Origin of the sequence: Streptomyces sp. NPDC021212, from assembly GCF_044332925.1 — a bacterium.
Classification (GTDB): domain Bacteria; phylum Actinomycetota; class Actinomycetes; order Streptomycetales; family Streptomycetaceae; genus Streptomyces.
On sequence record NZ_JBIRPZ010000003.1, the window covers coordinates 669220 to 694436 of the forward strand.

The 25217-nt window shown below is 70.5% G+C and carries 24 protein-coding genes and 1 pseudogene; 11 read left to right on the forward strand and 14 right to left on the reverse strand.

Translation table 11 applies throughout. The annotated features are described in order from the left end of the window. Positions 1 to 37: 37 nt before the first annotated feature. Positions 38 to 409, reverse strand: coding sequence for a DoxX family protein (locus tag ACH4SI_RS11290; protein WP_398295127.1), 372 nt, complete (start codon positions 407 to 409; stop codon positions 38 to 40). A gap of 108 nt (positions 410 to 517) precedes the next feature. Here ACH4SI_RS11290 and ACH4SI_RS11295 point away from each other — a divergent pair, with 108 nt between their 5' ends. Both ACH4SI_RS11295 and ACH4SI_RS11300 read left to right on the forward strand, forming a co-directional pair. Next, positions 518 to 1207, forward strand: coding sequence for a TetR/AcrR family transcriptional regulator (locus tag ACH4SI_RS11295; RefSeq protein ID WP_398295129.1), 690 nt, complete (start codon positions 518 to 520; stop codon positions 1205 to 1207). A 347-nt stretch (positions 1208 to 1554) separates the two neighbouring features. Beyond that, positions 1555 to 1947: a hypothetical protein gene (locus ACH4SI_RS11300; RefSeq protein ID WP_398295131.1), complete on the forward strand. Its 393-nt coding sequence runs from the start codon at positions 1555 to 1557 to the stop codon at positions 1945 to 1947. Between the two features lie 48 nt (positions 1948 to 1995). Here ACH4SI_RS11300 and ACH4SI_RS11305 read toward each other — a convergent pair whose 3' ends face one another. From ACH4SI_RS11305 to ACH4SI_RS11315, 3 genes are read right to left on the reverse strand one after another with little or no spacing between them, the layout of a single operon-like run. Continuing rightward, positions 1996 to 3183 (reverse strand): NAD(P)/FAD-dependent oxidoreductase, encoded by a 1188-nt coding sequence (locus ACH4SI_RS11305; RefSeq protein ID WP_398295133.1) that lies wholly within the window; start codon positions 3181 to 3183, stop codon positions 1996 to 1998. After that, complete coding sequence (locus tag ACH4SI_RS11310) at positions 3180 to 3377, reverse strand: ferredoxin (RefSeq protein ID WP_398295135.1); 198 nt, start codon at positions 3375 to 3377, stop codon at positions 3180 to 3182. The genes ACH4SI_RS11305 and ACH4SI_RS11310 overlap by 4 nt, the downstream gene beginning before the upstream one ends. A gap of 47 nt (positions 3378 to 3424) precedes the next feature. Next, positions 3425 to 4639 carry a cytochrome P450 gene (locus ACH4SI_RS11315; protein WP_398295137.1) on the reverse strand — a complete coding sequence of 405 codons (1215 nt, stop codon included), beginning with the start codon at positions 4637 to 4639 and terminating at the stop codon, positions 3425 to 3427. A 170-nt stretch (positions 4640 to 4809) separates the two neighbouring features. On the opposite strand from ACH4SI_RS11315, the gene ACH4SI_RS11320 reads away from it, so the two are divergent. Further along, positions 4810 to 5463 carry a TetR/AcrR family transcriptional regulator gene (locus tag ACH4SI_RS11320; RefSeq protein WP_398295140.1) on the forward strand — a complete coding sequence of 218 codons (654 nt, stop codon included), beginning with the start codon at positions 4810 to 4812 and terminating at the stop codon, positions 5461 to 5463. A gap of 79 nt (positions 5464 to 5542) precedes the next feature. Here ACH4SI_RS11320 and ACH4SI_RS11325 read toward each other — a convergent pair whose 3' ends face one another. Then, a complete protein-coding gene (locus ACH4SI_RS11325) occupies positions 5543 to 6475 on the reverse strand; it encodes an oxidoreductase (RefSeq protein WP_398295142.1) in 933 nt (310 codons plus the stop codon). 114 nt (positions 6476 to 6589) lie between these two features. Here ACH4SI_RS11325 and ACH4SI_RS11330 point away from each other — a divergent pair, with 114 nt between their 5' ends. Further along, complete coding sequence (locus ACH4SI_RS11330; protein ID WP_398295144.1) at positions 6590 to 7183, forward strand: TetR family transcriptional regulator; 594 nt, start codon at positions 6590 to 6592, stop codon at positions 7181 to 7183. Positions 7184 to 7331: 148 nt separating this feature from the next. On the opposite strand, the gene ACH4SI_RS11335 is transcribed toward ACH4SI_RS11330, so the two are convergent. The 5 genes from ACH4SI_RS11335 to glgX form a co-directional block, all read right to left on the reverse strand. Further along, positions 7332 to 8294 (reverse strand): hypothetical protein, encoded by a 963-nt coding sequence (locus ACH4SI_RS11335; protein ID WP_398295146.1) that lies wholly within the window; start codon positions 8292 to 8294, stop codon positions 7332 to 7334. 352 nt (positions 8295 to 8646) lie between these two features. Next, on the reverse strand, positions 8647 to 8871 hold the full coding sequence (locus ACH4SI_RS11340) for a hypothetical protein (RefSeq protein ID WP_398295148.1): 225 nt from the start codon (positions 8869 to 8871) through the stop codon (positions 8647 to 8649). Positions 8872 to 8940: 69 nt separating this feature from the next. Then, positions 8941 to 10806: an ABC transporter ATP-binding protein gene (locus ACH4SI_RS11345; protein WP_398295150.1), complete on the reverse strand. Its 1866-nt coding sequence runs from the start codon at positions 10804 to 10806 to the stop codon at positions 8941 to 8943. After that, positions 10803 to 12644: an ABC transporter ATP-binding protein gene (locus ACH4SI_RS11350; protein WP_398295152.1), complete on the reverse strand. Its 1842-nt coding sequence runs from the start codon at positions 12642 to 12644 to the stop codon at positions 10803 to 10805. Before ACH4SI_RS11350 ends, ACH4SI_RS11345 begins: the two co-directional genes overlap by 4 nt. 34 nt (positions 12645 to 12678) lie before the next feature. Then, on the reverse strand, positions 12679 to 15033 hold the full coding sequence (gene glgX / locus ACH4SI_RS11355) for a glycogen debranching protein GlgX (protein WP_398295155.1): 2355 nt from the start codon (positions 15031 to 15033) through the stop codon (positions 12679 to 12681). 318 nt (positions 15034 to 15351) lie between these two features. Between glgX and ACH4SI_RS11360 the strand changes: the two genes are divergently transcribed. The 5 genes from ACH4SI_RS11360 (at position 15352) to ACH4SI_RS11380 (ending at position 19511) form a co-directional block, all read left to right on the forward strand. Further along, entirely contained in the window at positions 15352 to 16575 is a 1224-nt protein-coding gene (locus ACH4SI_RS11360; protein WP_398295157.1) for an Ig-like domain-containing protein, read from the forward strand. Positions 16576 to 16646: 71 nt separating this feature from the next. After that, complete coding sequence (locus ACH4SI_RS11365; RefSeq protein WP_398295159.1) at positions 16647 to 17414, forward strand: enoyl-CoA hydratase/isomerase family protein; 768 nt, start codon at positions 16647 to 16649, stop codon at positions 17412 to 17414. A 256-nt stretch (positions 17415 to 17670) separates the two neighbouring features. After that, positions 17671 to 18177, forward strand: coding sequence for an ATP-binding protein (locus tag ACH4SI_RS11370; RefSeq protein WP_398295161.1), 507 nt, complete (start codon positions 17671 to 17673; stop codon positions 18175 to 18177). Positions 18178 to 18591: 414 nt separating this feature from the next. Further along, positions 18592 to 19218, forward strand: a complete 627-nt coding sequence (locus tag ACH4SI_RS11375) for an N-acetylmuramoyl-L-alanine amidase (protein ID WP_398295163.1) — start codon at positions 18592 to 18594, stop codon at positions 19216 to 19218. Positions 19219 to 19295: 77 nt separating this feature from the next. Beyond that, on the forward strand, positions 19296 to 19511 hold the full coding sequence (locus ACH4SI_RS11380) for an EF-hand domain-containing protein (RefSeq protein ID WP_398295165.1): 216 nt from the start codon (positions 19296 to 19298) through the stop codon (positions 19509 to 19511). Between the two features lie 59 nt (positions 19512 to 19570). On the opposite strand, the gene ACH4SI_RS11385 is transcribed toward ACH4SI_RS11380, so the two are convergent. From ACH4SI_RS11385 to ACH4SI_RS11400, 4 genes and pseudogenes are all read right to left on the reverse strand, one after another. Then, the gene (locus ACH4SI_RS11385; protein ID WP_398295167.1) at positions 19571 to 19879 is read right to left on the reverse strand and encodes a hypothetical protein; all 309 of its coding nucleotides are present in this window, start codon (positions 19877 to 19879) and stop codon (positions 19571 to 19573) included. A 206-nt stretch (positions 19880 to 20085) separates the two neighbouring features. Continuing rightward, positions 20086 to 20628: pseudogene (locus tag ACH4SI_RS11390) on the reverse strand (glycoside hydrolase family 25 protein); the annotation flags it as partial. A gap of 155 nt (positions 20629 to 20783) precedes the next feature. Further along, positions 20784 to 22013, reverse strand: coding sequence for an aromatic acid exporter family protein (locus tag ACH4SI_RS11395; protein ID WP_398295169.1), 1230 nt, complete (start codon positions 22011 to 22013; stop codon positions 20784 to 20786). A gap of 46 nt (positions 22014 to 22059) precedes the next feature. Continuing rightward, positions 22060 to 22572, reverse strand: coding sequence for a PadR family transcriptional regulator (locus ACH4SI_RS11400; protein ID WP_398295171.1), 513 nt, complete (start codon positions 22570 to 22572; stop codon positions 22060 to 22062). Between the two features lie 54 nt (positions 22573 to 22626). Between ACH4SI_RS11400 and ACH4SI_RS11405 the strand changes: the two genes are divergently transcribed. Next, the gene (locus ACH4SI_RS11405) at positions 22627 to 23295 is read left to right on the forward strand and encodes a cysteine hydrolase family protein (protein WP_398295173.1); all 669 of its coding nucleotides are present in this window, start codon (positions 22627 to 22629) and stop codon (positions 23293 to 23295) included. Positions 23296 to 23522: 227 nt separating this feature from the next. Further along, positions 23523 to 25139: an IS200/IS605 family accessory protein TnpB-related protein gene (locus ACH4SI_RS11410; protein WP_398295175.1), complete on the forward strand. Its 1617-nt coding sequence runs from the start codon at positions 23523 to 23525 to the stop codon at positions 25137 to 25139. The last annotated feature ends 78 nt before the right edge of the window (positions 25140 to 25217 follow it).

A 25217-nucleotide genomic window follows, 5' to 3' on the forward strand; every position in this document is an offset into this window, starting at 1 on the left:
GCGGGTCGGGTGCGTGAGCACCCCTCGCAATCTGCGATCAGAAGGAGTAAGGCCCGAACCGGCCCCAGGCCACTACGACGGCGAGTGCCAGCAGCACCACGTTCAGGCCGATCGCGCTGTACTCACCGCGGCGCACGTGAAAGGCGCCGGCCAGCACCATCACCACTGCCAGGCCGACGGCAGCCAGCGGCGTCAGCGCCACCGCGATCCCGGTGGCCGCGGGCAGGATCAGCCCCAGCGCGGCCGCCAGTTCGACGACGCCGATGAGGCGCACCACCCTCACCGGCAGATCCTTCGCGTACGGCAGGCTGCCCGCCAGTTTCTCGATGGGCTGGGTCGACTTCATCACCCCGGCCGCGCCGAACGCGACGGCCAGTAGTCCCTGCAATGCCCAGAGGAAGACGTTCATGTGAACTCCGTTTCGACGGCCGGTCCCATCCAAACGGAGGGGCGCCTCACTTTCCTTCGAGCGTAGCAGCAAACATGAGGGGTCCCTCATGTTGATAGCCTGTTTTCTATGCCTGCCGACCAGCCGACCGCCGCCGAGTCCACCCCCGCGCGCCCCATGCGGCGCGATGCCCGACGGAATCGCGACGCGCTGCTCGGCGCTGCCCGCGAGTGCTTCGCGGAACGAGGTCTGGAGGCGCCCCTTGAGCAGGTGGCGAAGCAGGCCGGACTCGCAATCGGTACGTTGTACCGGCACTTCCCCACTCGCCTGGACCTTGTGCAGGCGGTGTTCGCCGAGAAGCTCGCCGCCTGGCTGAGTGCGGCCGAGGAGGCGGCCGCCATGGATGACGCCTGGGGCGGCCTGCGCCTCTTTCTCGAGACCATGTGTGAGCTGCAAGCGGCCGACCAGGGATTCAACGATCTGGCCTCGATGCAGCTGCCCGCGGCCGCCTGCCTCGCCGGCACCCAGAACCGCATCCACGAACTTGGCGTCCTCCTCGTCCGTCGAGCTCAGGAGCAGGGCGCTATGCGTGCCGACCTCGAACCCGAGGACCTGGCCTTCGTCATCTGGTCCCACGCCCGCATCACGGAGGCAACCCAGGGCATCGCTCCTCGTGCGTGGCGTCGGCACCTGTATCTGATGCTCGACGCCTTCCGCGCCGAGCGGGCGCATCCGTTGCCCGAACCTCCGCTCTCTTCCGGCCAGTTGGCGCGCGCGATGGACCGGCTCGGGACGGGGGGTGTGTGCTCCGGGTCGTAACGGTGTACGGACGGGCCGTGGCCGCAGGTGCGGTTCACGGCCCGTCCGGGGGGTCGGTTGCGCCGATGGTCACATTCCGTTGGCGGGCTGGCGGTAGACGTGGCCGTCGATGGTGGTGGTGAGGGTGCCGGTGGTGTCGAACAGGGTGTCGTTGAGGTCGATCGTTCATCGCCGCCGCAGGCGGGGAACTTCTGGCCGCTTCCCGGCCTCGCCGCCGGCAGGTCGATTTCAACGGCGCTTCTTGGGCGGCCGGTTACGGCAACCTCTCCACAACCCGCGACTGCTCGACCATGGGGGAGTGGCGCGGAACAGCAACGCGGCGGCGACGTGTGGCGGCGCCCCGGAACGTGGCATCCGCAATTGGTGGTTGCTTTCGTCGGACAGAACGACTTCTCCACCCCTTTGAACCCCGGCGAGGCTGGACCACCGAGGCCGAACCGGTCTCCGCCTCCTCGGCCGCCTACCACAGCTACCTCGGCCAGCTGCGCGTCCAGTACGGGCGGGCGCCGTACATCGTCGTCACCGCCGCCCGCCTGTCGAACACCACGGCCTCCGCCGACACCGCCCAGCGGATCGTCATGGACCGCAACGCGCGCGGCGACAACCGGATCGGCTACTGGCACTGCGACGACCCGAGTCTCGATCGTCTGGGGTGCGACTGGTCCCCTTCCTCTCGCGATCACCAGATCATCGCCCGCCTCCTGGGCGATCATCTGGCGAGCCTTCCCCTGCGTTGGTAGACGGCTGGCAGTCCGGACAACGACTTTCCCTGGGTGCGGTCGCCGAGGTCACCCGATCGGTCTCGACGGGGCGGGAAGACTGTCCCATGCGGTACGGGTGGAGACGGCCTGCTGCCAGGGGCGCAGTCTCCGTGGCGGCATGTTCATGGACAGCACGCCGGTGAGGCGGTCGTCGGTGCGGTAGGCGGCGATGAAGGTTCGCTCCTGAAGGGACCCTTCGACGATGCGCAGCTCGTCGTGGCCACGGAGGTAACCGTAGGCGCGTACCTTCATGTCGTACTGGTCGGACCAGAAGTAGGGCACGGGGGCGAATGGCCGACGCGCACCGAGCACGTTCCGGGCCGCGGCCATGCCCTGCTCGGCCGCGTTGGTGCGGTGCTCGACGCGCATGGAGGTGCCGAAGAGCGGGTTGTGCCAGCGGGCGACGTCGCCCGCTCCATAGATTCCGGAGGCGGCCGCGGAGAACTCGTCGCACACGAGACCGTCGTCGACCGAGAGCCCACTGCCTTCCAGCCACTCGGTGTTGGGCCGGGACCCGATGGCCACCAGAACGGTATCCGCCTCCACCACGCTGTCGTTCTCCAAGCGCACTCCTTCAGGGACCACTTCGGACACCGAGGTCCCGGTCCGCAGCTCCACGCCGTGATCATGGTGAGCCTGCGCGAGGATGCTGCCGACTTCGTCGCCGACCGCGTGGGCCAGGGGGACCCGAGCCGGTTCGAGCAGCGTCACCTGTGTGCCCAGACCGGCCGCGACGGACGCTGCCTCGGCTCCGAGGAAACCGGCACCGACCACGACGAGCCTGCGGCCCGGCCCGAGGCGTTCCTTGAGGGCCAGCGCGTCACTCGCGGTGCGCAGAACGTGGGCGGGTGCACCGGGAAGGTTTTTGGGGCGGACTCCCGTCGCGATGATCAACCCGTCGTACGTGACCTTCGTGCCGTTTGACAGGAGCACCGTGCGGGTGGCGACGTCCAGCCGTGTGGCCGCGTAGCCGTAGCGGGCGTCCAGATCGAGAGCGTCGAGGTCGGCGTCGGAGCGCAGCGGCAGCCGGTCGGACGGCCAGGCGCCGGAGAGGATCTCCTTCGACAGGGGCGGACGGTCGTAGGGAGCTGCGGACTCGTCACCGATCAGGGTGATGGTGCCGGTGTGACCGGACCGGCGCAGGGTCTCCGCGGCGGCGAGTCCGGCCGCGGAGGCGCCGACGATGACGACGCGGTCGGGTGCCGCTGTGCTCACTGCTCGACCAGGCGGATCGCGGCCGCCGGGCACACCGTGGCGGATTCGCGGACGGAGTCGAGGAGTTCGGCCGGCGGCGTCTCGTCGAGGAGGACGACCAGGCCGTCCTCGTCTCGCTGGTCGAATACGTCAGGAGCCAACAGCACACACTGGCCTGCGGCGACACACTTGGGGACGTCTACTTCTACACGCATGGCGCTTCCCTCTTTTCGTTGAGCGGGGCGGGGTCGGGCGGTGTGGGTCACCAGGTGACGGGCAGCTCGCGGACCCCGTAGACCGCTGTGTTCTGCTTGAAAGCGATCTCTTCCATCGGAATGTTGATCTTGAGGTCGGGAAGCCGACGGAAGATCTCGGGCAGGACGATCTGGAGTTCGGCGCGGGCCAGCGGCTGGCCCAGGCACTGGTGGATGCCGTAGCCGAAGGCCAGGTGCCGACGCGCTTCGGTGCGCTCCAGGTCCAGGTCGTCGGGGGCGGTGAAGTACTCGGGATCGCGGTTGGCGACGTGGACGGGAATGATGACGCCTTCGCCCGCGCGGATCGTGACGTCGCCGATGATGAAGTCCTCGATGGCCGTGCGCCGCAGCCCGCCGTGCACGATCGAGAGGTACCGCAGGAGTTCCTCCACGGCGCCCGCGACCTGGTCCTGTTCGCCGAGAAGGTACGGGATCTGGTCGGGGTGGTTGAGCAGGGTGATGGTGCTCAGGGCGATCATGTTCGCGGTGGTCTCGTGCCCGGCGAACAGCAGGAAGGCGCTCAGGTCGGCGGCGTCCTGATCGGTGATGTCACCGGCGTCGACCTGCTCGGCGAGCCGGGTGACCAGGTCGTCCCCGGGGGAGATGCGCTTCTTTTGCACGAGGCCCAGCAGGTACTCGGCGAGGTTCCCGAACGCCTCGGCGGTCTGCTCTCCGGTGGCGGTGAAGTCGACGAGGACGTTCGACTGCGCCTGGAAGAACGTGTGGTCCTCGTACGGAACCCCCAGCAGCTCGCAGATCACCAGCGACGGCAGCGGCAGCGAGAAGTGCTGGACGAAGTCGACAGGGCCGCTCAACTTGCCCATGTCGGTGAGGAGTTCGTCGGTCAGGCTTGAGATGGCGGGCCGCAGGGCGTTGACGCGCTTCACCATGAACTCGCGGGTCAGGGTGCGCCGCATGGTCGCGTGGATCGGGTCGTCGTAGTTCTGGAAGAAGCCGCGCGGACCCTGCCGCGTGTCCTCCTTGAAGGTGGGCGCCCCCACGAGGGTCGGATCGGTGCTGAACGCGGGGCTGCCCAGGACGGCGCGAGCATCTTCCCAGCGGGTGACCAGCCAGGGAGTGAGGCGCCCCTCCCACAGGGAGACCCGGGTGACGGGGCTCTCCATGCGCAGGCGGGAGAACACGGGCGGGGGATCGAGGGGCGCGCCGTTGGGGCGGTCCAGTACATACGGCGGCACGGACAGAGAGGAGGACTTGGCGGGCATGGGGGCTCCTTTCAACTCACCTAACACCGTTAGGTGATTGCCTCGTGGAGACTAACACTGTTAGGTGAATGTGAGAAGTGCGGGGCTCGGCCTCGGCGTCACCGACCGACAATGGTGTGAGGTGGGCCGCCCTGCGGTGGATGGCCGTGCGCGGAGGCGAGGGAGAGGTCGTGGTGAGACAGGAACAGGTTCGGCGGGTCAACAACGCCTGGGGCGAGGGGGAGCGGCTGCGGCAGGAGATCCTCGATGCGGCCACCCGCATCCTTGAGGAGACCGGCCGCGAGAACGCGCTGTCCCTGCGGGGGGTCGCGCGTGAGGTCGGGATCGCCGCACCCAGCATCTATCTGCACTTCAAGGACAAGACCGCGCTGGTCTGGGCCGTGCTTGCGGAGGCGTATCGCGCGCTGGCTGCGGCGATGGACGAGGGGGCGGACGCCGCGGCTGAAGTCGGCGGTGGACCCCTGGAACGGATGCGGGCGACCGTCACCGCGTATCGGCGGTTCGCCATCGACAAACCCCGCCGCTACGAGCTGATGTTCAATCTGGAGTACGAGCCCGAGAGGCGTACCGTCGCAGACCATCCCCTCGGCACGGTGCGCCGCGCCTGGATCCGCGCTGTGGACAGCTATCTGGCCGAGGCGGACGCTGCCCGGCGTGCGGAGGCCGAGATCCTGGCCATGCATGTGTGGACCGCCGTGCATGGCCAGCTGGTCCTGTGGCGTACTCTTCCGAGCCCTGTGGCCGGCAGCGAAGCCGTCCTGGTCGAGCTGGAGCAGTCCCTCCTGGATCGCCTTCTTCCCGTAGTGGGCCGTTCGGAGCCGTGAGGCCGATGCGCGGCAGCACGCGCTCCTCCGGGCACTCGCTCACCGCTGCAGCTGTACGCGGGCCGAAGATGGCCTTGGGTCATGCCGAAGGGGCGGGTGCGTAGGTCACACCGGTCAGCTCCTCGGACAGCACCCACAGGCGGCGTGCGGTGTCAGGGTCCTCCGCCGCAGGGTCGGGGCGGACGACCGTGGGATGTCCGCGCAACTCCTTCCATCCGTCGGGGCCGAAGAACTGCCCGCCTTCGACGTCCGGTGCCGTCGCGGCGTGCAGTTGCGGAAGCGTGCCGATCTCGACGTCCTGGGCGAACAGCCGGTTGACGAGGGCGCCTCCCACCCGGAACAGGCCGGTCGGGCCGGTGTGCTGGAGGTTGGTGGCTGTGATCCCGGGGTGGGCGAGCAGGCTGCGTACTGGGCTGTCGGCCGCGCGGAGCCTGCGGTCGAGTTCCAGGCCGAAGAGGACGTTGGCGAACTTCGACTGGTTGTAGTACTTCACGCGCTGGTACTTCCGGGCGCCGGAGAGGTCGTCGAAGTGGATCTGCCCGCCGTGATGCCCGATCGAGCTGACGGTCACCACACGCGGGTCACGACCCTGCCGCAGCAGGTCCATGAGCAGGCCGGTGAGGGCGAAGTGGCCGAGGTGGTTACCGGCGAACTGTGACTCGTGGCCCTGGGGGCTCAGTGTTCGGGGTGGCGTCATGACACCCGCGTTGTTGATCAGGACGTCGACCTGCAGGGCGTCGACGTGCGCGCGGGCGGCGAACGCCTTGACCGAGTCCAGATCGGCGAGGTCGAGATGGCGCATCTCAAGGCTTGCGTCGGGATCGGCGGCGCGGATGTCGGCGACGGCCCGGCGGCCCTTGGCCTCGTTGCGTACGGCCATGACGACGTGCGCACCGTGCCGCGCCAGGTGGCGGGTGGTGACCAGGCCGAGGCCGCTGTTGGCTCCGGTGACGACGAAGGTCCGGCCCGTCAGGTCGGGGATGCGGGATGCGGTCCATTTGCTGTCTGGCATGAGACCCAGACTGCCGTTAATGACACAGTGAGTCAATCAGGACCTGGCGGGACTCACCTGGCTCGGACTAGCATCGGTGTCGTGGGAGATGCGAAGACGGCCCCGGCGGCCGACATGGCGGAGCGCAAGCGCCTGCTCGTGCGCAACGAACTGGCGGAGGCCGCGGTCAAGCTGCTGGCCGACCAGGGATTCGAAGAGACGACGGTCGACCAGATCGTGGCCGCCGTGGGAATGTCCCGCCGTACGTTCTCGCGCTACTTCGATTCCAAGGAAGACGTGATCGTGCACATGCTGGCGGAAGCCGGCGTGAAGTTGTGCGCGGAGCTGAACGCCCGGCCCGCCGACGAGCCGCCCGCGGTGGCGTTGCGTCGTGCCCTGTCGGTGTTCACCTCGATGAGCGTCGGCAATCCGGCCAAGATGCTGCGTGTGAGCAGGCTGATCCTCGACACCCCGGCCCTTCTGGCCCGCTTCCTGGAGCGGCAGTCCCAGTGGCAGGCCGAGATGACCGGCATCCTCGCCCTGCGTGCCGGACTGGACCCGGACGTCGACCTGCGTCCTGCCGTCGCTGCTGGCGTAGCCCTGACGGCCTTCCAAGCCGCCCTGCGCCGCTGGGTGGACAGCGACGGCAGCGTAAGCCTGGACGAGGTCGTCGATCAGGCCCTTGCCCTGGTGGGACCGGTGATCGAACTCGGAGTCGATGCGAGCTGACCGACTCCCGAACTGCATATCGGCCCGTCACAGGGCGACTGGTCAACGCGCAGAAAAACCCGGCTGTGGGCTGGATCCGCGACCTTCTCGCCCCGGCTGTGCACGTCCGCGCCCTTGTACCCAGGCAGCGCGGCCAGCACGCCCTTGTTCAGGGTGCCGAACCAACGCTCCACCGGCTTGTCCGTCGGAGTCTTGGGCCGCGCCGGCTGCAGCGAGATCCGCAACTTCGCCAGACGCTCCGGACGTGGTTCGACAGATAGACCTTGCCGTGGTCGAAGATGATCGTCTCGGTGTCGGCCGTCGGCAGCAGCGGCTGCCCGTTCCGGTCGACGAGCTTCTCCGCGTCGACCACCACGGCCGACGGCACCCCGCGGTACGGCAACGACTCCCCGCCGTCCGTACGTACTTCGCGCGGACGCACCGCCTCGTACAGCACCCCCGCGACATCAACCGACTTCGTCGAGACCGGGGTAGGCCGCAGCCCCACGATGCACCTGCTGTACAGATCCATGGCGACGGTGAGCTCGCACTGCACCCACCGGCAGGTCACCGGCTCCATCGCGAAGACGTCCAGACGGTTGGTGTCCAGGACCACGTACTCGCCCGGCCGGGTGGCACGCAGCCTTCCGTACGTGCCCTGCGGAGCATCCGCGATCGACCGCTTCCCCTTCGTACTGCCCTCGAACGCGTTGGTCCCCTTGGACAGCTGCCGCAGCAGCTCGTAGCCCGTCGTGCGCGCCGGCAGCGGAACCGTGCCCTCTCCGTGCTCCTTGACCAGCCGCTCCTCGATCTCGGTCAGGATCAGCCCCCGCACCGGGCGGCTCGCCTTGACGTGTGCTTGCAGCACCGACTCGGCCATGTCCACCCAGCAGGGATCCGCCCGCTCCACCGCCGTGCGCACGGGCCGGTCCACGACGAGACCGGCCGGGCCCGACTTCTTCAGCGCCGCCGCCCACCCGCGCAGGGTGCTGACCCCGACGCCGAGCTCGGCGGCCTTCAAGTTCTTGTCCGCCACCCGTTCGTTGGTGAGGAACGTCAGCCACATCAGGTCGCGGAAACTGAGCGGGTCGGTTCGCGATTCCGAGCTGGTGGGGGCCTCCCTGAGCTGCACGCCTTGACCTGCGCTCTGCGGCGGAGACTACCGCTTCGTCGAGGCGGCCACGGCGTACGAAGGCACTCGTCGACGGCTCCCCCACCGCGCGCTCGATCACGTATGGAGCACCGGAGAGCTCGACTTCGAGCAGGGATGCCCTCACCTTGCGCATGATCTCCCGGGTGGCGTGGGTGCCGCCTGGCCCCGAGGCCGTAGGAGATGAACTCCAGCACGGCGGTCTTGCCAGAGCTGAAGGCGCCGGAGACGATCGACAGGCTCCGGACATCGCCCTCACTGGTGAAGTCGACGTCGTAGTTGCGGTCGATCCCGATCAGCCGCAGACGCCTGATGCGGATTCCGGTGGTGGCGTTCACTGGACCTCCAGCCAGAGGGGCGTCATGGGGTGAAGGGGCTGGCTGGCGGAGCCGACGATCTGTGCCAGCGCCGCGCCAGGGTTCCTGGTGCTGTCCAGGCGGAGCCACGTCGCCGACTCCTTGCGTAGGCGGGCGTCGCTCATGCGCCTGAGCTTGCCCACCACGATGTCGGCCGCGGTGGAGAAAGAGGTCGCGTAGGTCGTGGTGAGCTGTGAGCTCAAGTGGCGGCCGTGGTCGGTGATGCGGTAGAGCAGGCTTCCCTGCTCGGCGGAACCTACACCGGCGCCGCGTCATACGAGGCTGTCCCGCCACGCCCGGTGCAGTGCGGCGAAGCGGCCCTCGCCCGCTATGAGGGCGGCGGGGGAGCCGTCCTCGACGATGCGGCCGTCGGCCATGACCAGGACGCGGTCGGCGATCTCCACCGTGGAGAGGCGGTGGGCGATGACGACGGCGGTGCGGCCGCGCAGCACCGTGTCCATGGCGCGCTGGACGGCGCGTTCGCCCGGGATGTCGAGGGAGGAGGTGGCCTCGTCGAGGATGAGGACGGCGGGGTCGGCGAGCAGGGCGCGGGCGAAGGCGACCAGTTGGCGCTGGCCCGCGGAGATCCGGCCGCCGCGCTTGCGGACGTCGGTGTCGTAGCCGTCGGGCAGGGCGGCGATGAAGTCGTGCGCGCCGATCGCCTTGGCGGCCTGCTCGACCTCGGCGCGGGTGGCGTCGGGGCGGCCGATGGAGATGTTGTCGGCGACCGTGCCGGAGAACAGGAACGCCTCCTGGGTCACCATGACCACCCCGCGGCGCAGCTCGGGCGTGGTCAGGTCGCGCAGGTCGACGCCGTCGAGCAGGACCCGGCCGTCGGTGGGGTCGTAGAAGCGGGCGAGCAGCTTGGCGAGGGTGGACTTGCCCGCGCCGGTCGCGCCGACCACGGCGACCGTCTGCCCGGCGGGCAGGGTGAGGTCGAAGCGGGGCAGCACCTCGCCGCCGGTGCGGTAGGCGAAGCGCACCCCGTCGAAGACGACCTCGCGGCCCGGGATGTGGGAGGAGCGCGGCGGCAGGGGCCGCGGGTCGGCCGGTTCGGGGACGGAGGGCCGCTGGGCCAGCAGTCCCGCGATCTTCTCCAGGGAGGCGGCGGCGGACTGGTAGGAGTTGAGGAACATGCCCAGGCGGTCGATCGGGTCGTACAGCCTGCGAAGATAGAGCGCGGCCGCGGCCAGCACACCCAGCTTCAGATCGCCCGCGGCGACCCGGTAGGCACCCCACAGCACGATGACGGCGACCGCCGTGTTGGCAGTCAGCCGGGAGCCGACGACATAGCGGGCCATCTCCAGGATCGCGGTCCCGTTGATCCGCTGATGGCGGCCGTTCAGCTCGTCGAACCGGGTGTCGTTGGCGCGCTCGCGGCGGAAGGCCTGCACCGGGCGGATGCCGTTCATGGTCTCGGTGAAGGCGACGATGACCGCGGCGGTGGCCGTGGACCGCTTGCGGTAGACGCGCATCGACCGGCGGCGGAAGGAGCGGATGAGCAGATACAGCGGCCAGAAGGAGAGCACGGCCGCGCCGCCGAGCCCCCAGTCCAGATACAGCAGGGTCGCGGCGATGTAGACGACGGACAGCGCGATGCCGAGCAGCTCCTCCAGCCCCTCGTTCAGCAGCTCCCGCAGCGATTCGACGTCCGTCGTGGCGCGGGAGATCAGCCGCCCCGAGGTGTACCGCTCGTGAAAGTCCACGCTGAGGGCCTGGGCGTGGCGATAGATCCGGCCCCGCAGGTCCAGCAGCACGTCCTGGCTGATGCGGGCGGAGGCGCGGATGAACGCGAACTGGAGGGCCCCGGAGGCGAGCGCGCAGCCCAGGTAGGCGGCGCCGACGGCGAGGAGCGGGCCGTGGTCGCCGTCCCGGAAGGCGGGCACGGCGCGGTCGATGGCGAACGCGACGAACAGCGGGCCCGCCTGCACCGCGGCCTGTTGCAGCAGCAGCAGGACGGCCGCGACCCGGACGCGGGCGCGGCGCGGGGCGAGCAGCGAGCGCAGCAGGGAGAAGGAGGCGCCCTTGGGGGCGGGCAGTACATCGTGGTCGAAGGGGTCGTCCGCGGCCGGGCGCTCTTCCGCGGCGGCGCTCTTCTCGGCGTCCTCGCTCTCCCTGGCGTCCTCGGCCGTCGTCATGGACCGTCCTCCCCGTTTCCGCCCCGGTGGTCGTCCCCGCCGTCCTGTCCCGACATCAGCACCCGGTACGCGGCGCTGTCCCGCAGCAGCTGGTGGTGGGTGCCGACGGCGGTGATACGGCCCTCCTCCAGCAGCGCCACCCGGTCGGCGAGCAGCACCGTCGACGGCCGGTGCGCCACGACCAGCGCGGTCGTGGTCGCGAGGACCTGCCGCAGCGCGGCCTCCACCCGCGCCTCGGTGTGCACGTCCAGCGCGGACAGCGGGTCGTCCAGCACCAGGAAGCGCGGTGCGCCGACGACGGCGCGGGCCAGCGCGAGCCGCTGCCGCTGCCCGCCGGACAGGCTCAGCCCCTGCTCGCCCACCTCGGTGTCGGTGCCCTGCGGCAGGGTGTGCACGAACTCGGCCTGGGCCACCCTCAGGGCGCGCGCCAGCGCGGCCCGGTCCGCGCCGTCCGCGCCCATCAGCACGTTCTCACCGGCCGTCGCCGAGAACAGTGTGGGCTCCTCGAAGGCGACGGCGACCAGGGCGCGCAACTCGTCGCGGGGGAGTGCGGTGATGTCCCGCCCGTCGAGGGTGATCCGCCCACCCGTCACCTCGTGCAGCCGAGGCACGAGGGCGGTCAGCGTGGTCTTCCCCGAGCCCGTCGCCCCGACGAGCGCCATGGTCTCGCCGGGCCGGACGTGCAGGTCCACCCCGCGCAGCACGGGCGGCACGTCCGCGGGAGCGTCGTCGTACCGGAACTCCACGCCCTCGAACCGCATCCCGCCCTCGCCCCGCTGCCGGGGCAGCACCGCCGCCGGTCCCCGGTCGGTCGCGTCCGCCGGGATGGCGTCCATGACCTCGAAGAACCGGTCGGTGGCCGTCGCCGAATCCTGGCTCATCGCCAGCAGGAAGCCCAGCGACTCCACCGGCCAGCGCAGGGCCAGGGCCGTGGACAGGAAGGCGACGAGCGTGCCCGCCGAGAGATCGCCGTCGGCGACCTGGATGGCGCCGAGGACTAGGGCCGCGCCGATCGCCAGCTCCGGCAGCGTCATGATCAGCGCCCAGATGGTGGCCAGCAGCCGCGCCTTGCGCAGCTCCGTGGCCCGCACCCGCTCCGACAGGGCCCGGAACGCGCGGGCCTGGCTGCGGTGGCGGCCGAAGCCCTTGACGATACGGATGCCCAGCACGCCCTCCTCGACGACCGTCGTCAGATCGCCGGTCTGGTCCTGGACGGTGCGGGCCACGGACGAGTAACGCGTCTCGAACAGCGAGCAGAAGATCATCAACGGCACGGCCGGCACCAGGAGCACCAGCCCCAGCGTCCACGCCTGCGCCAGCAGGATCGCGAAGCCGACCAGGATCGTGACCCCGTTGACCACCAGGAACGTCAGCGGGAAGGCCAGGAACATGCGCAGCAGCATCAGATCGGTCGTCGCGCGCGACAGCAACTGGCCCGAGGCCCAGCGGTCGTGGAAGGACACCGGCAGCCGCTGGAGATGGCGATAGAGAGAGGCCCGCATCGACGCCTCGACGGACGCCAGCGGCCGCGCCACCAGCCAGCGCCGCAGCCCGAACAGCCCGGCCTCGGCCACCCCGAGGGCGAACAGCAGCGCACCGCCCAGCCACACCCCGCCCGGGTCGCGGCCGGCGACCGGACCGTCCACCATCCACTTGAGGACGAGCGGGATGACCAGGCCCAGGCAGGAGGCGACGACCGCCACCGCGGCCGCCGTGAACAGCCGGGCCCGCACCGGGCGCACGTAGGGCCACAGACGCAGCAGGGAGCGCGTGGTGGAGCGGTGCCGCGGGGCGGCTCCGCCCTCCTGGGCGCCGGGTGGTGTCGTCGTCGAAGCCATCAGTGGCGAGACTACGGTCCGCCACTGACAGTGCTCACTCGGTTTTTTGGCGTAGGTCCGCGGCGGTAAGAGCGCGCAGCAGCAGAACCGAGCGTTCCGGAAGCTCGATCGGCGCGCCCGCCGGGTACCGTGCGCCCGGCGGGGCCTCCTGGTCCTCGCGCGAGGTGTCCAGGAGCAGTTCGTAGCCCGCGGCCCACGGCGGCCCGGGCAGCGTGAAGGGCAGCGGCGCGGGGCCCGCGTGGAGCAGCGCCAGGAAGGTGTCGTCGGTGACCGGCGCGCCGCGCGGATCCCGCTGCGGCAGGTCGCGGCCGGAGAGGTAGACGCCGAGGGCGGTCGTGGGCGCGTACCAGTCGGATTCGGTCATCTCCTCGCCGCGCGGCGTGAACCAGGCGAGGTCGCGCACCCCGTCCGGGGGCCGGGCGCGGCCGGAGAAGAAGGCGGGTGCCCGCAGCACCGGGTGGGCGCGGCGCAGCCGGATCAGCCGGGCGGTGAGATCGGTGAGCGCCTGCCAGCCGGGGTCGGCCGACAGCGACCAGTCGACCCAGCCGGTGGCGTTGTCCTGGCAGTACGCGTTGTTGTTGCCGCCCTGGGTGCGGCCCATCTCGTCACCCGCGACGAGCATCGGGACGCCGGTGGACAGCAGCAGGGTGGCGAGCAGGCCGCGCAGGCTGCGGCGGCGCAGGGCGCGGACGTCGGGGTCGTCGGTCTCGCCCTCGGCGCCGCTGTTCCAGGAGCGGTTGTCGTTCGTGCCGTCGCGGTTGCCCTCGCCGTTGTCCTCGTTGTGCTTGCGCTCGTAACTCACCAGGTCGCGCAGGGTGAAGCCGTCGTGGGCGGTGATGAAGTTGACCGAGGCGCACGGGCCGCGGCCGCCGTGTCCGTACAGGTCGCTGGAGCCGGAGAGCCGGTAGCCGAGGTCGCGCGCATCGGGGAGGGCGCCGCGCCAGAAGTCCCGTACGGCATCGCGGTAGCGGTCGTTCCACTCGGCCCACAGCGGCGGGAACGCACCCACTTGGTAGCCGCCGGAGCCCACGTCCCAGGGCTCGGCGATCAGCTTGACGCGGCGCAGCACCGGATCCTGGGCGATCACGGCGAGGAAGGGGGACAGCATGTCGACGCCCGTGTCGGCGCCGTGTGCGGAGCGGGCCAGCGCGCTCGCCAGGTCGAAGCGGAAGCCGTCCACGCCCATCTCGGTGACCCAGTAGCGCAGCGAGTCGGTGATCAGCCGGAGCACATGCGGCCGGACGGTCTGGAGCGTGTTGCCGCAGCCGGTGAAGTCGGCGTAGCGGCGCGGGTCCTGCTGGAGCCGGTAGTAGCCGCGGTTGTCGATGCCCCGCAGCGAGAGGGTCGGGCCCAGCTCACCCGCCTCGGCGGTGTGGTTGTAGACGACGTCGAGGATCACCTCGATCCCGGCGGCGTGCAGGTCGCGCACCATCCGCCGGAACTCGCCGACCTGCTGGCCCCGGGTGCCGGTGGCCGCGTAGCCGGAGTGCGGCGCGAAGTAGCCGATGGAGTTGTAGCCCCAGTAGTTGCGCAGATTCCGCCGCAGCAGATGGTCCTCGTGCGCGAACTGGTGCACCGGCAGCAGCTCCACGGCCGTCACCCCGAGCCGGGTGAGGTGCTCGACCGCGGCGGGGTGGGCCAGTCCGGCGTACGTGCCGCGCAGCTCGGGCGGGACGCCGGGGTGGCGCATGGTGAAGCCGCGCACATGGAGTTCGTAGATCACCGACTCGGCCCACGGGGTCTTGGGACGGCGGTCCTCGGTCCACTCGTCAGGCGGCCCGCCCCGGGCGTCGTCGCCCACGACCACGCCCTTGGGCACGTACGGGGCCGAGTCGCGCTCGTCCCGTACGGTGTCGGCGACATGCTGCTGCGGCCAGTCCCGTACATGGCCGTAGACCTCGGCGGGCAGCGGACCACCGGGCGGGCCGAAGTCGCCGTCCACCGCGCGCGCGTACGGGTCCAGCAGCAGCTTGGCCGGGTTCCAGCGGGCGCCGGTCCACGGGTCCCAGCGGCCGTGCACGCGGTAGCCGTACCGGCGGCCGGGCAGCACCCCGGGCACGAAGCCGTGCCAGACCTCGTGGGTCTGCTCGGTCAGCGGGTGGCGGGTCTCCGTGCCGTCGTCGTCGAACAGGCACAGCTCGACGGCCTCCGCGCCGCCCGCCCACAGGGCGAAGTTGGTGCCGGGCACCCCGTCGGGCCCCCGGTGCACGCGCGCGCCGAGCGGCTGCGGGCCGCCCGGCCATGTGGCGGGTCCGGCCGCGGGGGAGCCGCCGCGCGGCGTGGGCAGCGGCGCGGGCACGGCGGCGCGGCGGACGGCCGGCCCGGCGGCGGGCGGGGCGGGTAAGCCGTCGCAGGGCTCCAGGGTGTGCTGCTCGGCTGCTTTCGACACATGCGCCTCCGGCGGCTCGCACGGGACCGGACTCCGCACCTCCCGTCCGGAGCCCGACGGACCGGGCGGCACCGCCCCGCGGCGTCCCGACCGCGTCCGGCTGTGCCCCGTAGCCCTGTTGTGCCCGCAATCCTGGCAGCCCTCACGTCACCGCGCAGGGCGTGCTTGCCATCGGTGACGGGAACCGCTCCCACCTGGGACAGAACCGTGACCATCGCACATGATCCCGCTGTCGGTGCGATGTGATTACCTATCGGCAGACGCGCCTGTGCGCGGGGGAGCTGCCGCGGGGGCGCGGCTCTGTGGAGGGAGACCGTTGTGAGGGTGCAGTCGATATCGGGGGTGGCGGGCGTGCGGGGCCGCAGGGGACTCCTCGCGCTGGTGCTCGGGGCGCTGTTGGCGCTGGTGGCCGCGTGCGGCGGAAGCGGCGGCTCCGCCGGCGACAAGGGCAAGGACACCGAGGCCGCCAAGCCGAGGCCGTCCCGGGCCCGGGTGACCGTCGAGCCGGGGGACGGGGCGAAGGGCGTGGAGACCAGCGGCGCGCTCAAGATCACCTCCGCCAGGGGCAAGCTGACGTCCGTCAAGGTCGAGGACGAGAAGGGCCGCGCGGTCGCCGGTAAGACGGCCGGGGGTGGCGCGAGCTGGAAGCCGGACGAGAGCCTGCGCGCCGACACGACGTACACGGTGGACGCCTCCGCCAAGGACGCGGACGGCCGCGCGGCGCGCAAGCACACCACCTTCCACACGCTGCGACCCGAGGAGACCTTCGTCGGCGTCTACAGCCCGGAGGACGGCTCCACGGTCGGCGTCGGCATGCCGGTCTCGCTCCGCTTCACCCGGGGCATCACCCACCCGGGCGCGGTCGAGAAGAGCATCAAGGTCAGCGCCTCCCCGTCGGTGCCGATCGCGAGCCACTGGTTCGGCAACGACCGGCTGGACTTCCGGCCCGCGACATACTGGAAGCCCGGCACCAAGGTGACGCTGAAGATGGACCTCGACGGCGTCGAGGGCCGGCCGGGGGTCTACGGGGAGCAGCACAAGACCGTGAAGTTCACGATCGGCCGCAGCCAGATATCCGTCGTGGACGCCAAGGCGCACACGATGAAGATCAAGCGGGACGGCAAAACCCTCAAGACGCTCCCGATCACCGCAGGCGCGCCCGGCCACGAGACGTACAACGGCACCATGGTCATCAGCGAGAAGCTCCGCGTGACCCGGATGGACGGCGCGACGGTCGGCTTCAAGGGCGAGTACGACATCAAGGACGTGCCGCACGCGATGCGGCTGTCGGACTCGGGCACCTTCCTCCACGGCAACTACTGGGCGGGCCGGCCCACCTTCGGTTCGGCCAATGTCAGCCACGGCTGCGTCGGCCTCTTCGACCAGCGTGGCGGAGGCGACCCGTCCACCCCGGCGGCCTGGTTCTTCGGCCAGTCGCTCATCGGGGACGTGGTCATCGTGAAGAACTCGGACGACGAAACGATCCAGCCGGGCAACGGGCTCAGCGACTGGAACATGTCCTGGGAGAAGTGGAAGGCTTAAGGGCCACCGGGCGACCGCTGTGATCAAGCGCACCGGGGCGCCCCGCCCTGGTGCGCACTAATCTGCGGCCTATGACTGTGAACCTCGAGGTCGCCGACGGCGTGGCCACCTTCCGCCTCGACCGCCCCCCGATGAACGCGCTCGACGTCGCCACCCAGGACCGGCTGCGGGAACTCGCCGGTGAGGTGACCCGCCGTGACGACGTACGGGCCGTGGTCGTCTGGGGCGGCGAGAAGGTGTTCGCGGCGGGCGCGGACATCAAGGAGATGCGGAACATGGACCACGCCGCGATGGTGGCCCGCTCCCGCGACCTCCAGGACGCCTTCACCGCCGTCGCCCGCATCCCCAAGCCCGTGGTCGCGGCCGTCACCGGCTACGCCCTCGGTGGCGGCTGCGAGCTGGCCCTGTGCGCCGACTTCCGGATCGCCGCCGACAACGCCAAGTTCGGCCAGCCCGAGATCCTGCTCGGGCTGATCCCGGGCGCGGGCGGCACCCAGCGCCTGGCGCGGCTGGTGGGCCCGTCCCGGGCCAAGGACCTCATCTTCACGGGCCGTCAGGTGAAGGCCGACGAGGCGGTCGCCATCGGGCTCGTCGACCGGGTCGTACCGGCCGAGGAGGTGTACGAGCAGGCCCACGCCTGGGCGGCGAAGCTGGCCAAGGGCCCGGCGATGGCGCTGCGCGCCGCCAAGGAGGCGGTGGACGCGGGTCTTGAGACGGACCTCGACACCGGGCTCGCCATCGAACGCAACTGGTTCGCGGGGCTGTTCGCCACGGAGGACCGGGAGATCGGGATGCGGAGCTTCGTCGAGGACGGTCCGGGCAAGGCCCGCTTCTCCTGACGGGGCTTCTCCCCTCCGGTCGGGTATGCCCCGTGCGAGCGAATTTCTTCGCTCGCCGGGCAGCCGCCCGATGGCCGGTTCCGGTACGCTGGGTGACCACCTATACGCGTGGTGACATCGCTGGTCAGGTGGGGTGTTTTGACTCCCTGCGCTGACAATGGCACAGCTGGGATCGGTTTGTGGAGCCTGGGGCTCCGGTGTTCGGAATCCCCTGGTTCCGCCCCGGAGGGTCTTTCGGGCGGCCATCATGGGGGGCATGGCGGGCTTGGAGGGAATGGAGCAGCCGCAGCAGCGCACTGGTACGGCTGCGGTCCGGCGGCTGCCGTCCGCCGAGGAGGATCCGGCTCTCAGGGCACTCGAACTGTTCGGGAATCCTGCGGCCGAAGAGGTGCGGCTGCCGTCCCGGCCCGAATCCGCGGCCACCGCCCGGCGGTTGACCGAATTCGTGGTGCTGCGCGACTGGGGGCTCGCCTGTCAGCTCGCCGAATTCGCGGTGCTGCTCGTCTCGGAGCTGGTGGGCAACGCCGTACGCCATACCGGCGCCCGTACCTTCGGGCTGCGGATGCTGCGCCGCCGCGGCTGGATCCGGGTCGAGGTGCGCGATCCGTCGCGCGGGCTGCCGTGTCTGCTGCCGGTGGGGGCGCTCGACACCAGCGGACGCGGCCTCATGCTGGTGGATCAGCTCTCCCAGCGGTGGGGCGTGGACCTGCTGCCGTGCGGCAAGACGACGTGGTTCGAAATGCGGGTGACGGAGAGCGCGTGAGGTGACCGAGGGCAGAGGCCCCGACCGTCCTCGTGTGACGGTCCGGGGACCTCTGTCCGCCCCGCCGCGGAGCGGAAGGGGTGTGGCTCCGCGGCATTCGGGGGAACGACCTGGCCCGGGTCAATGGGGGTCGCAGGCCCGACTATTGCAGAACCGATAGAACACCACCAACCCAATCCAAGGTGAGGTGTGACACTTGCCTTGTTAATCGCGGGTAAAGGTGTGACATTCCTTTGTTGTTCATCTCTCGGTCCGAGTGGCGAGGAATTGCCAGAGGTTCAGACCGGGACGCGCCTTCTTTCTTTGCCTGTCGGTTCTTGGCATGGCCCTGCCGACGCCTCACCATGGAAGCCGCGCTACGCGCGTCACATCCCGTCAGATCCCTTGTATCGGCACTGCATTCGGGAGCCCCCCATGGAAGCGCACGGCCCTGCCCCGACCCGACGCACCCTTCTCCGCTCCGGCGCCGGTCTCGGCGCCGCCGCCCTCGGACTCGCCGCCACCGCCGCCACTGCCGCCGCCGCCCCGGCCGGTGGCAGACGCCCGCGCCGCGTCGCCGCCTATCCCCCCACCCACTGGATCCCGGCCTCGACCTCCAACTACCGCGTCTCCAACCGCCCCACGACGTACCCGATCGACTTCGTCGTCATCCACGTCACGCAGGAGACCTTCCCGGACGCGATGAAGATCTTCCAGGACCCGGCCCGGCAGGTCTCCGTCCACTACATGGTCGCCTCGGCCGACGGCTATATCGGGCAGTTCGTCCGCGAGAAGGACGTCGCCTGGCACGCGGGCAACAGGGACTACAACAACCGCAGCATCGGCATCGAACACGAGGGGTGGGTGGACGACCCCGCCTGGTTCACCGACGAGATGTACGCCTCGTCCGCCGCCCTCACCGCCGCCGTCTGCGACCGCTTCGGCATCCCCAAGGACCGCAACCACGTCATCGGCCACAGCGAGGTCCCCGGTACCGACCACACCGACCCCGGCCCCCTGTGGGACTGGGACCGCTATCTGGAGCTGGTCGACCAGAGCTGAGCGGATGCCCGCCGGACCGCCGGCCAGGGGCCGCTAATCTGTGCGGGTCAGACTCACGCACGAAAGGGGCGGAACAGGTGGCGGACATCGAGGCGGCGCGCAAGGCGTTCCAGCGGTACGACCTCAACGGGGACGGGCTGATCACGGCGGCCGAGTACAAGAGCGTGATGGCGCAGCTGGGGGACCCGTACGTCACGGAGCCCGTCGCCCAGGCCGTGATCAACGCCCATGACGGCAACGGTGACGGTCAGCTCAACTTCGACGAGTTCTGGGCCGCCCAGAACAAGGACTGACCCATCGGGTCCGGCCCTGCCCGGCCCGACCCGGCCCGCACGGCGGCGCCGCCGGCGCGTCAGCGCCAGCCGCGCCGCTGTGCGCTTGCCCGGCGTCGGCGGTCGTTGCACAGCAGGCAGCGGCCGTAACCGGGCGGCAGCGGATCCTCCGGGTCCCCGTACAGCGGGTCGACGGCCCCGCGCGGATGCTGGGCGCAGCCGGTCGTCCCGTGCTCGGCGGTCAGCGCGCCCGCCGCGGCGAGCGCCCGGCGCAGGGCGTCGGTCAGCTGCTCGGTCTCCTGGCCCGAGGGAGCGGCCTCGAGGGAGAAGGCGATGTCGGACGCGGTGGTGAGCGCGCTGCGGAGTTCGCGCAGGTCTGCGTAGCTCATACCGGAAGCGTAGGCGCCGCCACCGACAACGCCCTGCCCCGCCCTTTGCGCGGCCGCCGCCCTTACGCCTGGCTCTGCCCTTCCGTCTCGGCCGCCCCCTTCGCCTGCTCCTGCGGCTGCTCCTGCTCCTGGGCCTCGCCCTCCTGGGGCTCTTCCTCGTCGCCGTCCACCAGGTCCTCGATCGCGTTCGCCACCCGGGTGACCGTGGCCCACGTCTTCAGCGAGGTCTTGCTGGAGAAGTCCGCCACGTTCTTGTCCACCGGACGCTCGGCGTACTGGTGGATCTTCCACTTCGCCTTGATCCGGGGCTTGCCCGCCGAGACGTAGTCGGCGATCCACAGCCCGTCCCCGGCGTAGGAGGTGGTGTCGTGGTTGAGCCAGAAGTTCCGGTTGCAGTACAGCATCACGCGGTGCGTGGGCCGCAGCTTCTTGACCTCCCGGATGAACCGGTCCTTCTCCGCGTTGCTGGCGTGCGTCCCCGAGCCGGTGGTCTCCCAGTCCACGGCGAGCAGATCGTGTTTGTGCGAGGCGCACTTCTCGACGAAGTACCGGGCCTGCGCGGCGATGTTCCCCGGCCACAGGAAGTGGTAGAAGCCGACGACGCACCCTGCCTTCCGCGCCCGGGCCGCCTGCGAGGACTGCTTCGGGTTGATGTACGACCGGCCCTCGGTGGCCTTGATGAAGACGAACGCCAGTCCGTCCGTGTCGAAGCTGGAGTTGTGCGAACTCACGTCGATGCCGTGCAGCATGGTTCCTGCCTCAGGGGGAGAGGTTGAAAGAGGGACGGGCGTCTCCCTTGTCATGCCCGGTCCAGGACCATACGCAACGCTGTGGGGGTCACGCTCGGTATTTGCACAAGCGACTGATTTGGTAGGGAAATTCGTGATTCTCCGGCGCCTCCGTGCTATGCCCCCGGCCCCGGTTCACCCTGGACATGAGTCTGCAGGACGTCGCAGGTGTGCTGGAACTCCTCCGTCAACCGGGTGGCCTCGACCACCAGCACCCCGTACGGCCGCGAGGGGTCGCCCAGCGGCAGGCCGTCGCTCTCCGCCTGCTCGGTGACGGTCCGGCGCTCCTGCTGCATGTCCTCGGCCAGCTCGCACAGCTGCGCGGCCTGGTCCGCCAGTTGCGTCTCGTCCAGGTGGGCCAGCACCCGCACGATCTCCTCCAGCGAGCCGAGAAACGTGCCGTAGCACCGCAGAAACCGCCGGTAGGAGTAGTCCCGCTCCTCATCGCGCCACCGCTCCAGGCTCCTGGTGAGCGACGCCAGCTGATACGCCGCCCGCTCCAGCGCGTCCAGGACGGCGCGGTAGTTCGTGAACGACGTACGCTCCCGATGCCGGGGCAGCCACCGCCGCGGATTGAACGGAACGCTCTCCTCCGCGGTCTGCAGCCCCGACCTCGCCTGGGTGACCAGCGCCTGGGCGCGGTGGGACCGTGAACGCCAGCCCTTCGCATGCTCCTCCGCGAACTCCCCGTCGCGCATCGCCGGTCCCATGTCGGCGAGCAGCCTCTCCAGCGCCCCGGCCAGCGCCCGGATGCCGTGCTCCGCGCTGCGGTACCTCAGCGGCGGTACGAGTACGACGTTCACCAGCAGCCCGATCGAGCAGCCGATGAGGACGAGCAGAACGATCTGGCCCAGCTGGGTGGCCCGCTCCGCGTTGCCCGTCGCGGAAGCGTACGTGGAGAACGCGAAGAACGCCGCCGTCGCGACCTGCGACCGCTGCGCCCCCAGCGCCTTCCACTGCCCTATGGCCAACGCGATCGCCGCGACCAGCACGAACGTCACCAGATCCGGCCCGGCCAGAAACCCCAGCGCCGCCTGGACCGCCACCCCCGTCACCACCGCGGCGACGTACCGCAGGGACTGCGCGATCGACTGGTACACCGTCACGTTCATGATGAGGACGGCGGAGAAGGGCGCGAACGCGGGGGACTGGGCGCGCAGCAGATCCTCCGCCGTGAACCAGGCGAGGGCGGCCGCGAGCGTGCTCTTGCCGATCAGCAGCAGCGTGTGCCGCTCCGGCTCGTGCGCCTCCACCGCCCGCCGCGCCCATGCCCACAGCCGCCCGGCCCGTCCCCGCTCCGTCTGTTCCTCGTCATGCCCACCACCTGTGCTCGTCCGGCCGTCCATCCGGCATGGGTTCCCCCGGAACGGGGCCTCTCACCTCATCAGCACGTCATCCCAACTGCTCCCGCAGCCAGGACCGCTCGGCCTGGCTGGTGGCGCGGGCGATGAGGAGCATGCCGCGGCGGTAGGGGTCGTCGGTGTCCTCGGCGCGCAGCGGGCGGTCGCCGTCGTGGAAGAAGCTCGCGGGCCGTTCCAGGAACTCCAGCCGTCGGCGCAGCACCGCGTGCTGGTCGGCGGTGTCCGGCAGCTGGGAGAGGAAGGCCAGGACCGTGAAGTACCGGGTGCTGTCGCTGATGTCCAGCTCGTCGGGCTCCCGCAGTCGGCGCAGCAGCTCGGTGCGGCCCTCGGTGGTCAGGCTCAGGGTGTGCCGCTGGGCGGCCGAGGCGCCCGGCTCGGTGCGTCGGTCCAGCAGCCCGGCCTTGACCAGCCGATTGATCGCCGGATAGAGGCTGCCGTCGCTGACCGGCCGGGAGTGGCCGGACAAGTGCGCGATGAGACGGCGCAGTTGGTATCCGTGGAGCGGGCCGTCGGCCAGGAATCCCAGGATCGCGAGTTCCAGCATGGTGCTACTCTCGCACATCGAAACGAGGTAGCTCGAATCGAGGTAGGGGTGAGGATGGGCTATTCCGAGGAGTGGGTGACGGCGCGGGCGCGTGACGCCTACCGGCACGGCCGGGCGACGTTCGACGTACGGCCCGAACGGGCGGCGCTGCTGGTCATCGACATGCAGGACGAATTCGTACGCCCCGGCTGGAGCCCCTACTGGGTACCGGCGGCGACGCGGATGGCGCCAAGGCTCCGCCGTCTGATCGAGACGTGCCGGGCCGCCTCCATCCCGGTCATCTGGACCATCTTCGACGACACCCATCTCGGCCTGGACCGGCCGCACGCCCTGCGCTACCTCCCGCACGCCGACACCGACTGGCGGCGGCCGGGCCCCGCGACGGTGTGGGACCAGATGGGCCACCGCCCCGACGAGGCCCTGATCCGCAAACCGTCCTACGGCGCCTTCTACGACACCCCGCTCGACACGATGCTCCGCAACCTCGGTCGCGACACGGTCATCGTCACGGGAACGCTCACCAACTACTGCTGCGGCACCACGGCCCGGCAGGCGTACGAACGCGGCTACCAGGTCGTGTTCGGGGCCGATGTCACCGCCACCGATGACGAGTCCATGCAGGAACCCGAACTCGCCGTCCTGCGCAAAGGCTTCGCGCTGGTGGCGACCGCCGAGGAGATCACGGGCCGGCTGACCGGCCCCGGGCCCCGGCCTCCCGGCTGAGACCGGGGCCCGCCCCGGTCTCAGGCGCTCACGTCACCCGGCGAGGGGTTGGGAGCTGCTGCCGGTTGAACGCAGTTGGGTGCGTTGTAGTGCGCGCGAGTGAGTATCGACGATCAGGTAGGAGCCTCGGAAGGGAACGGAGGTTCTTGTGTCGTATGCGTGACCTGTTGCGGTGTGTGCTCGTTGGGTGCGGTGAGGGATCTTCGAGTCGGGCAGGGGGCGAGGGGGTGGGCGTGTTGCGCGAGGTGGGGGCGCCGTTCGTGGCACCCGGCCCGACCGGCGTGGCCATCCGTACCAGCCTCAAGGGGCTGACCGGGCAGGACGCGATGGTCCTGCGTCTGGTCGGTGACCTGCTGGGCTCCCTGGCCTCCCGGGACCTGAACGCCCGCTGCGCGGCCGGACTGGATCACGACAGCGGCCAGTGGGCGCGGCGCAAGCAGGCGTTGACCGGACAATGTTCCTCGCGGTGGGCGGGCAGTATCACCAAGGCCACGCACGATCAGTGGGCGCTGGCCCGGCGCGGTCAACTCGCGCATATCCAGTCCCTTGAGGCCGCTGTCCGCGCAATCGCGCAGCGGCTTGCGCTGCCGGTCGGAGCGAAGGGGGCCCGGGGGTTGCCGGGTGGTTACCGCTCCCGGCGGGAGTGGTTCGCCAAGTCCCGGCGTTTGCGCCTGCTGCAGGAGCGGCTGGAGCGGGAGCGGGCCGACCGTGAGGCCGGGCGGGTGCGGGTGGTGCGGGGCGGAAGGAAACTGCTGCGCAACCGGCACAACCTCGAAGCTGCCCGGCTGACCGAGGCCCAGTGGCGTGTGCGGTGGGAGGCCGAGCGCTGGTTCCTGGCCGCCGACGGCGAGTCCGGCAAGCGCAACGGGAACGAGACGATCCGCGTCAGCCTCGGCGGTGAGGTGAGCATCAAGCTCCCGGCGCCGCTGGCCGGGCTGGCCAACGCACCCCATGGCCGGTACGTGTTGGGGTGCCGGGTCGGCTTCCGGCACCGGGGCGAGCAGTGGGCCGACCGCATCGCCGCGAACCGTGCCGTGGCCTACCGCATCCACTTCGACGTGGCCCGGGGCCGCTGGTACCTGACCGCTTCCTGGCAGATCCCGCCCGTGCGGACGGTACCGCTGGAGGCGGTCCGCTCCGGCGGGCTGATCGGCGTGGACACCAATGCCGATCACCTGGCCGCCTGGCGTCTGGATGCCCACGGCAACCCCGTCGGTGAACCGCGCAGGTTCGACTACGACCTCACCGGATGCGCATCGACCCGGGACGCGCAGGTGCGGCATGCCCTGATCCGCCTGCTGCGCTGGGCCCAACGCCACGGGGTGGCCATCGCGGTCGAGGATCTTGATTTCGCGGCGGAGAAGACGCGGGAGAAGCACGGGCGCAGGAAGCGGTTCCGCAAGCTGATCTGCGGCATGCCCACCGCCAGGCTGCGGGCACGGCTGGTATCGATGGCCGCCGAGCTTGGCATCACCGTCGTGGCCGTCGATCCCGCCTACACCAGCCGCTGGGGCGCCCAGCACTGGCAAAAACCGCTGACCAGCAAGAACAGGAAGACCACTCGCCATGACGCGGCAGCGGTGGCGATCGGAAGGCGCGCCCTGGGACACCCGATCCGGCGACGGACGCCACCGCCCCCACAGCACCGGAGCGATGCTGTGGGGCATCGGAGCGTCCAGGCCGCACCGGGTGCCTCGGGGCGTGAGGAAACCCGCCCCCGCGTTCCCGGACCACGGACACGATCCGCTGGCACCGGACGCGGAGCGAAAGCGGGCGACCAGGGTGCCCACAACCGTTCGGGGCACCCGGCTGAGCACGAGTCCTGGAACCAGGACTCACAGTGATGATTGCGGTGGCACCGCCTGGAGACCTGACTCGAGGACTCACTGGCGCTTCGGCTGTCTTTCGGGAGAACCGTCGGT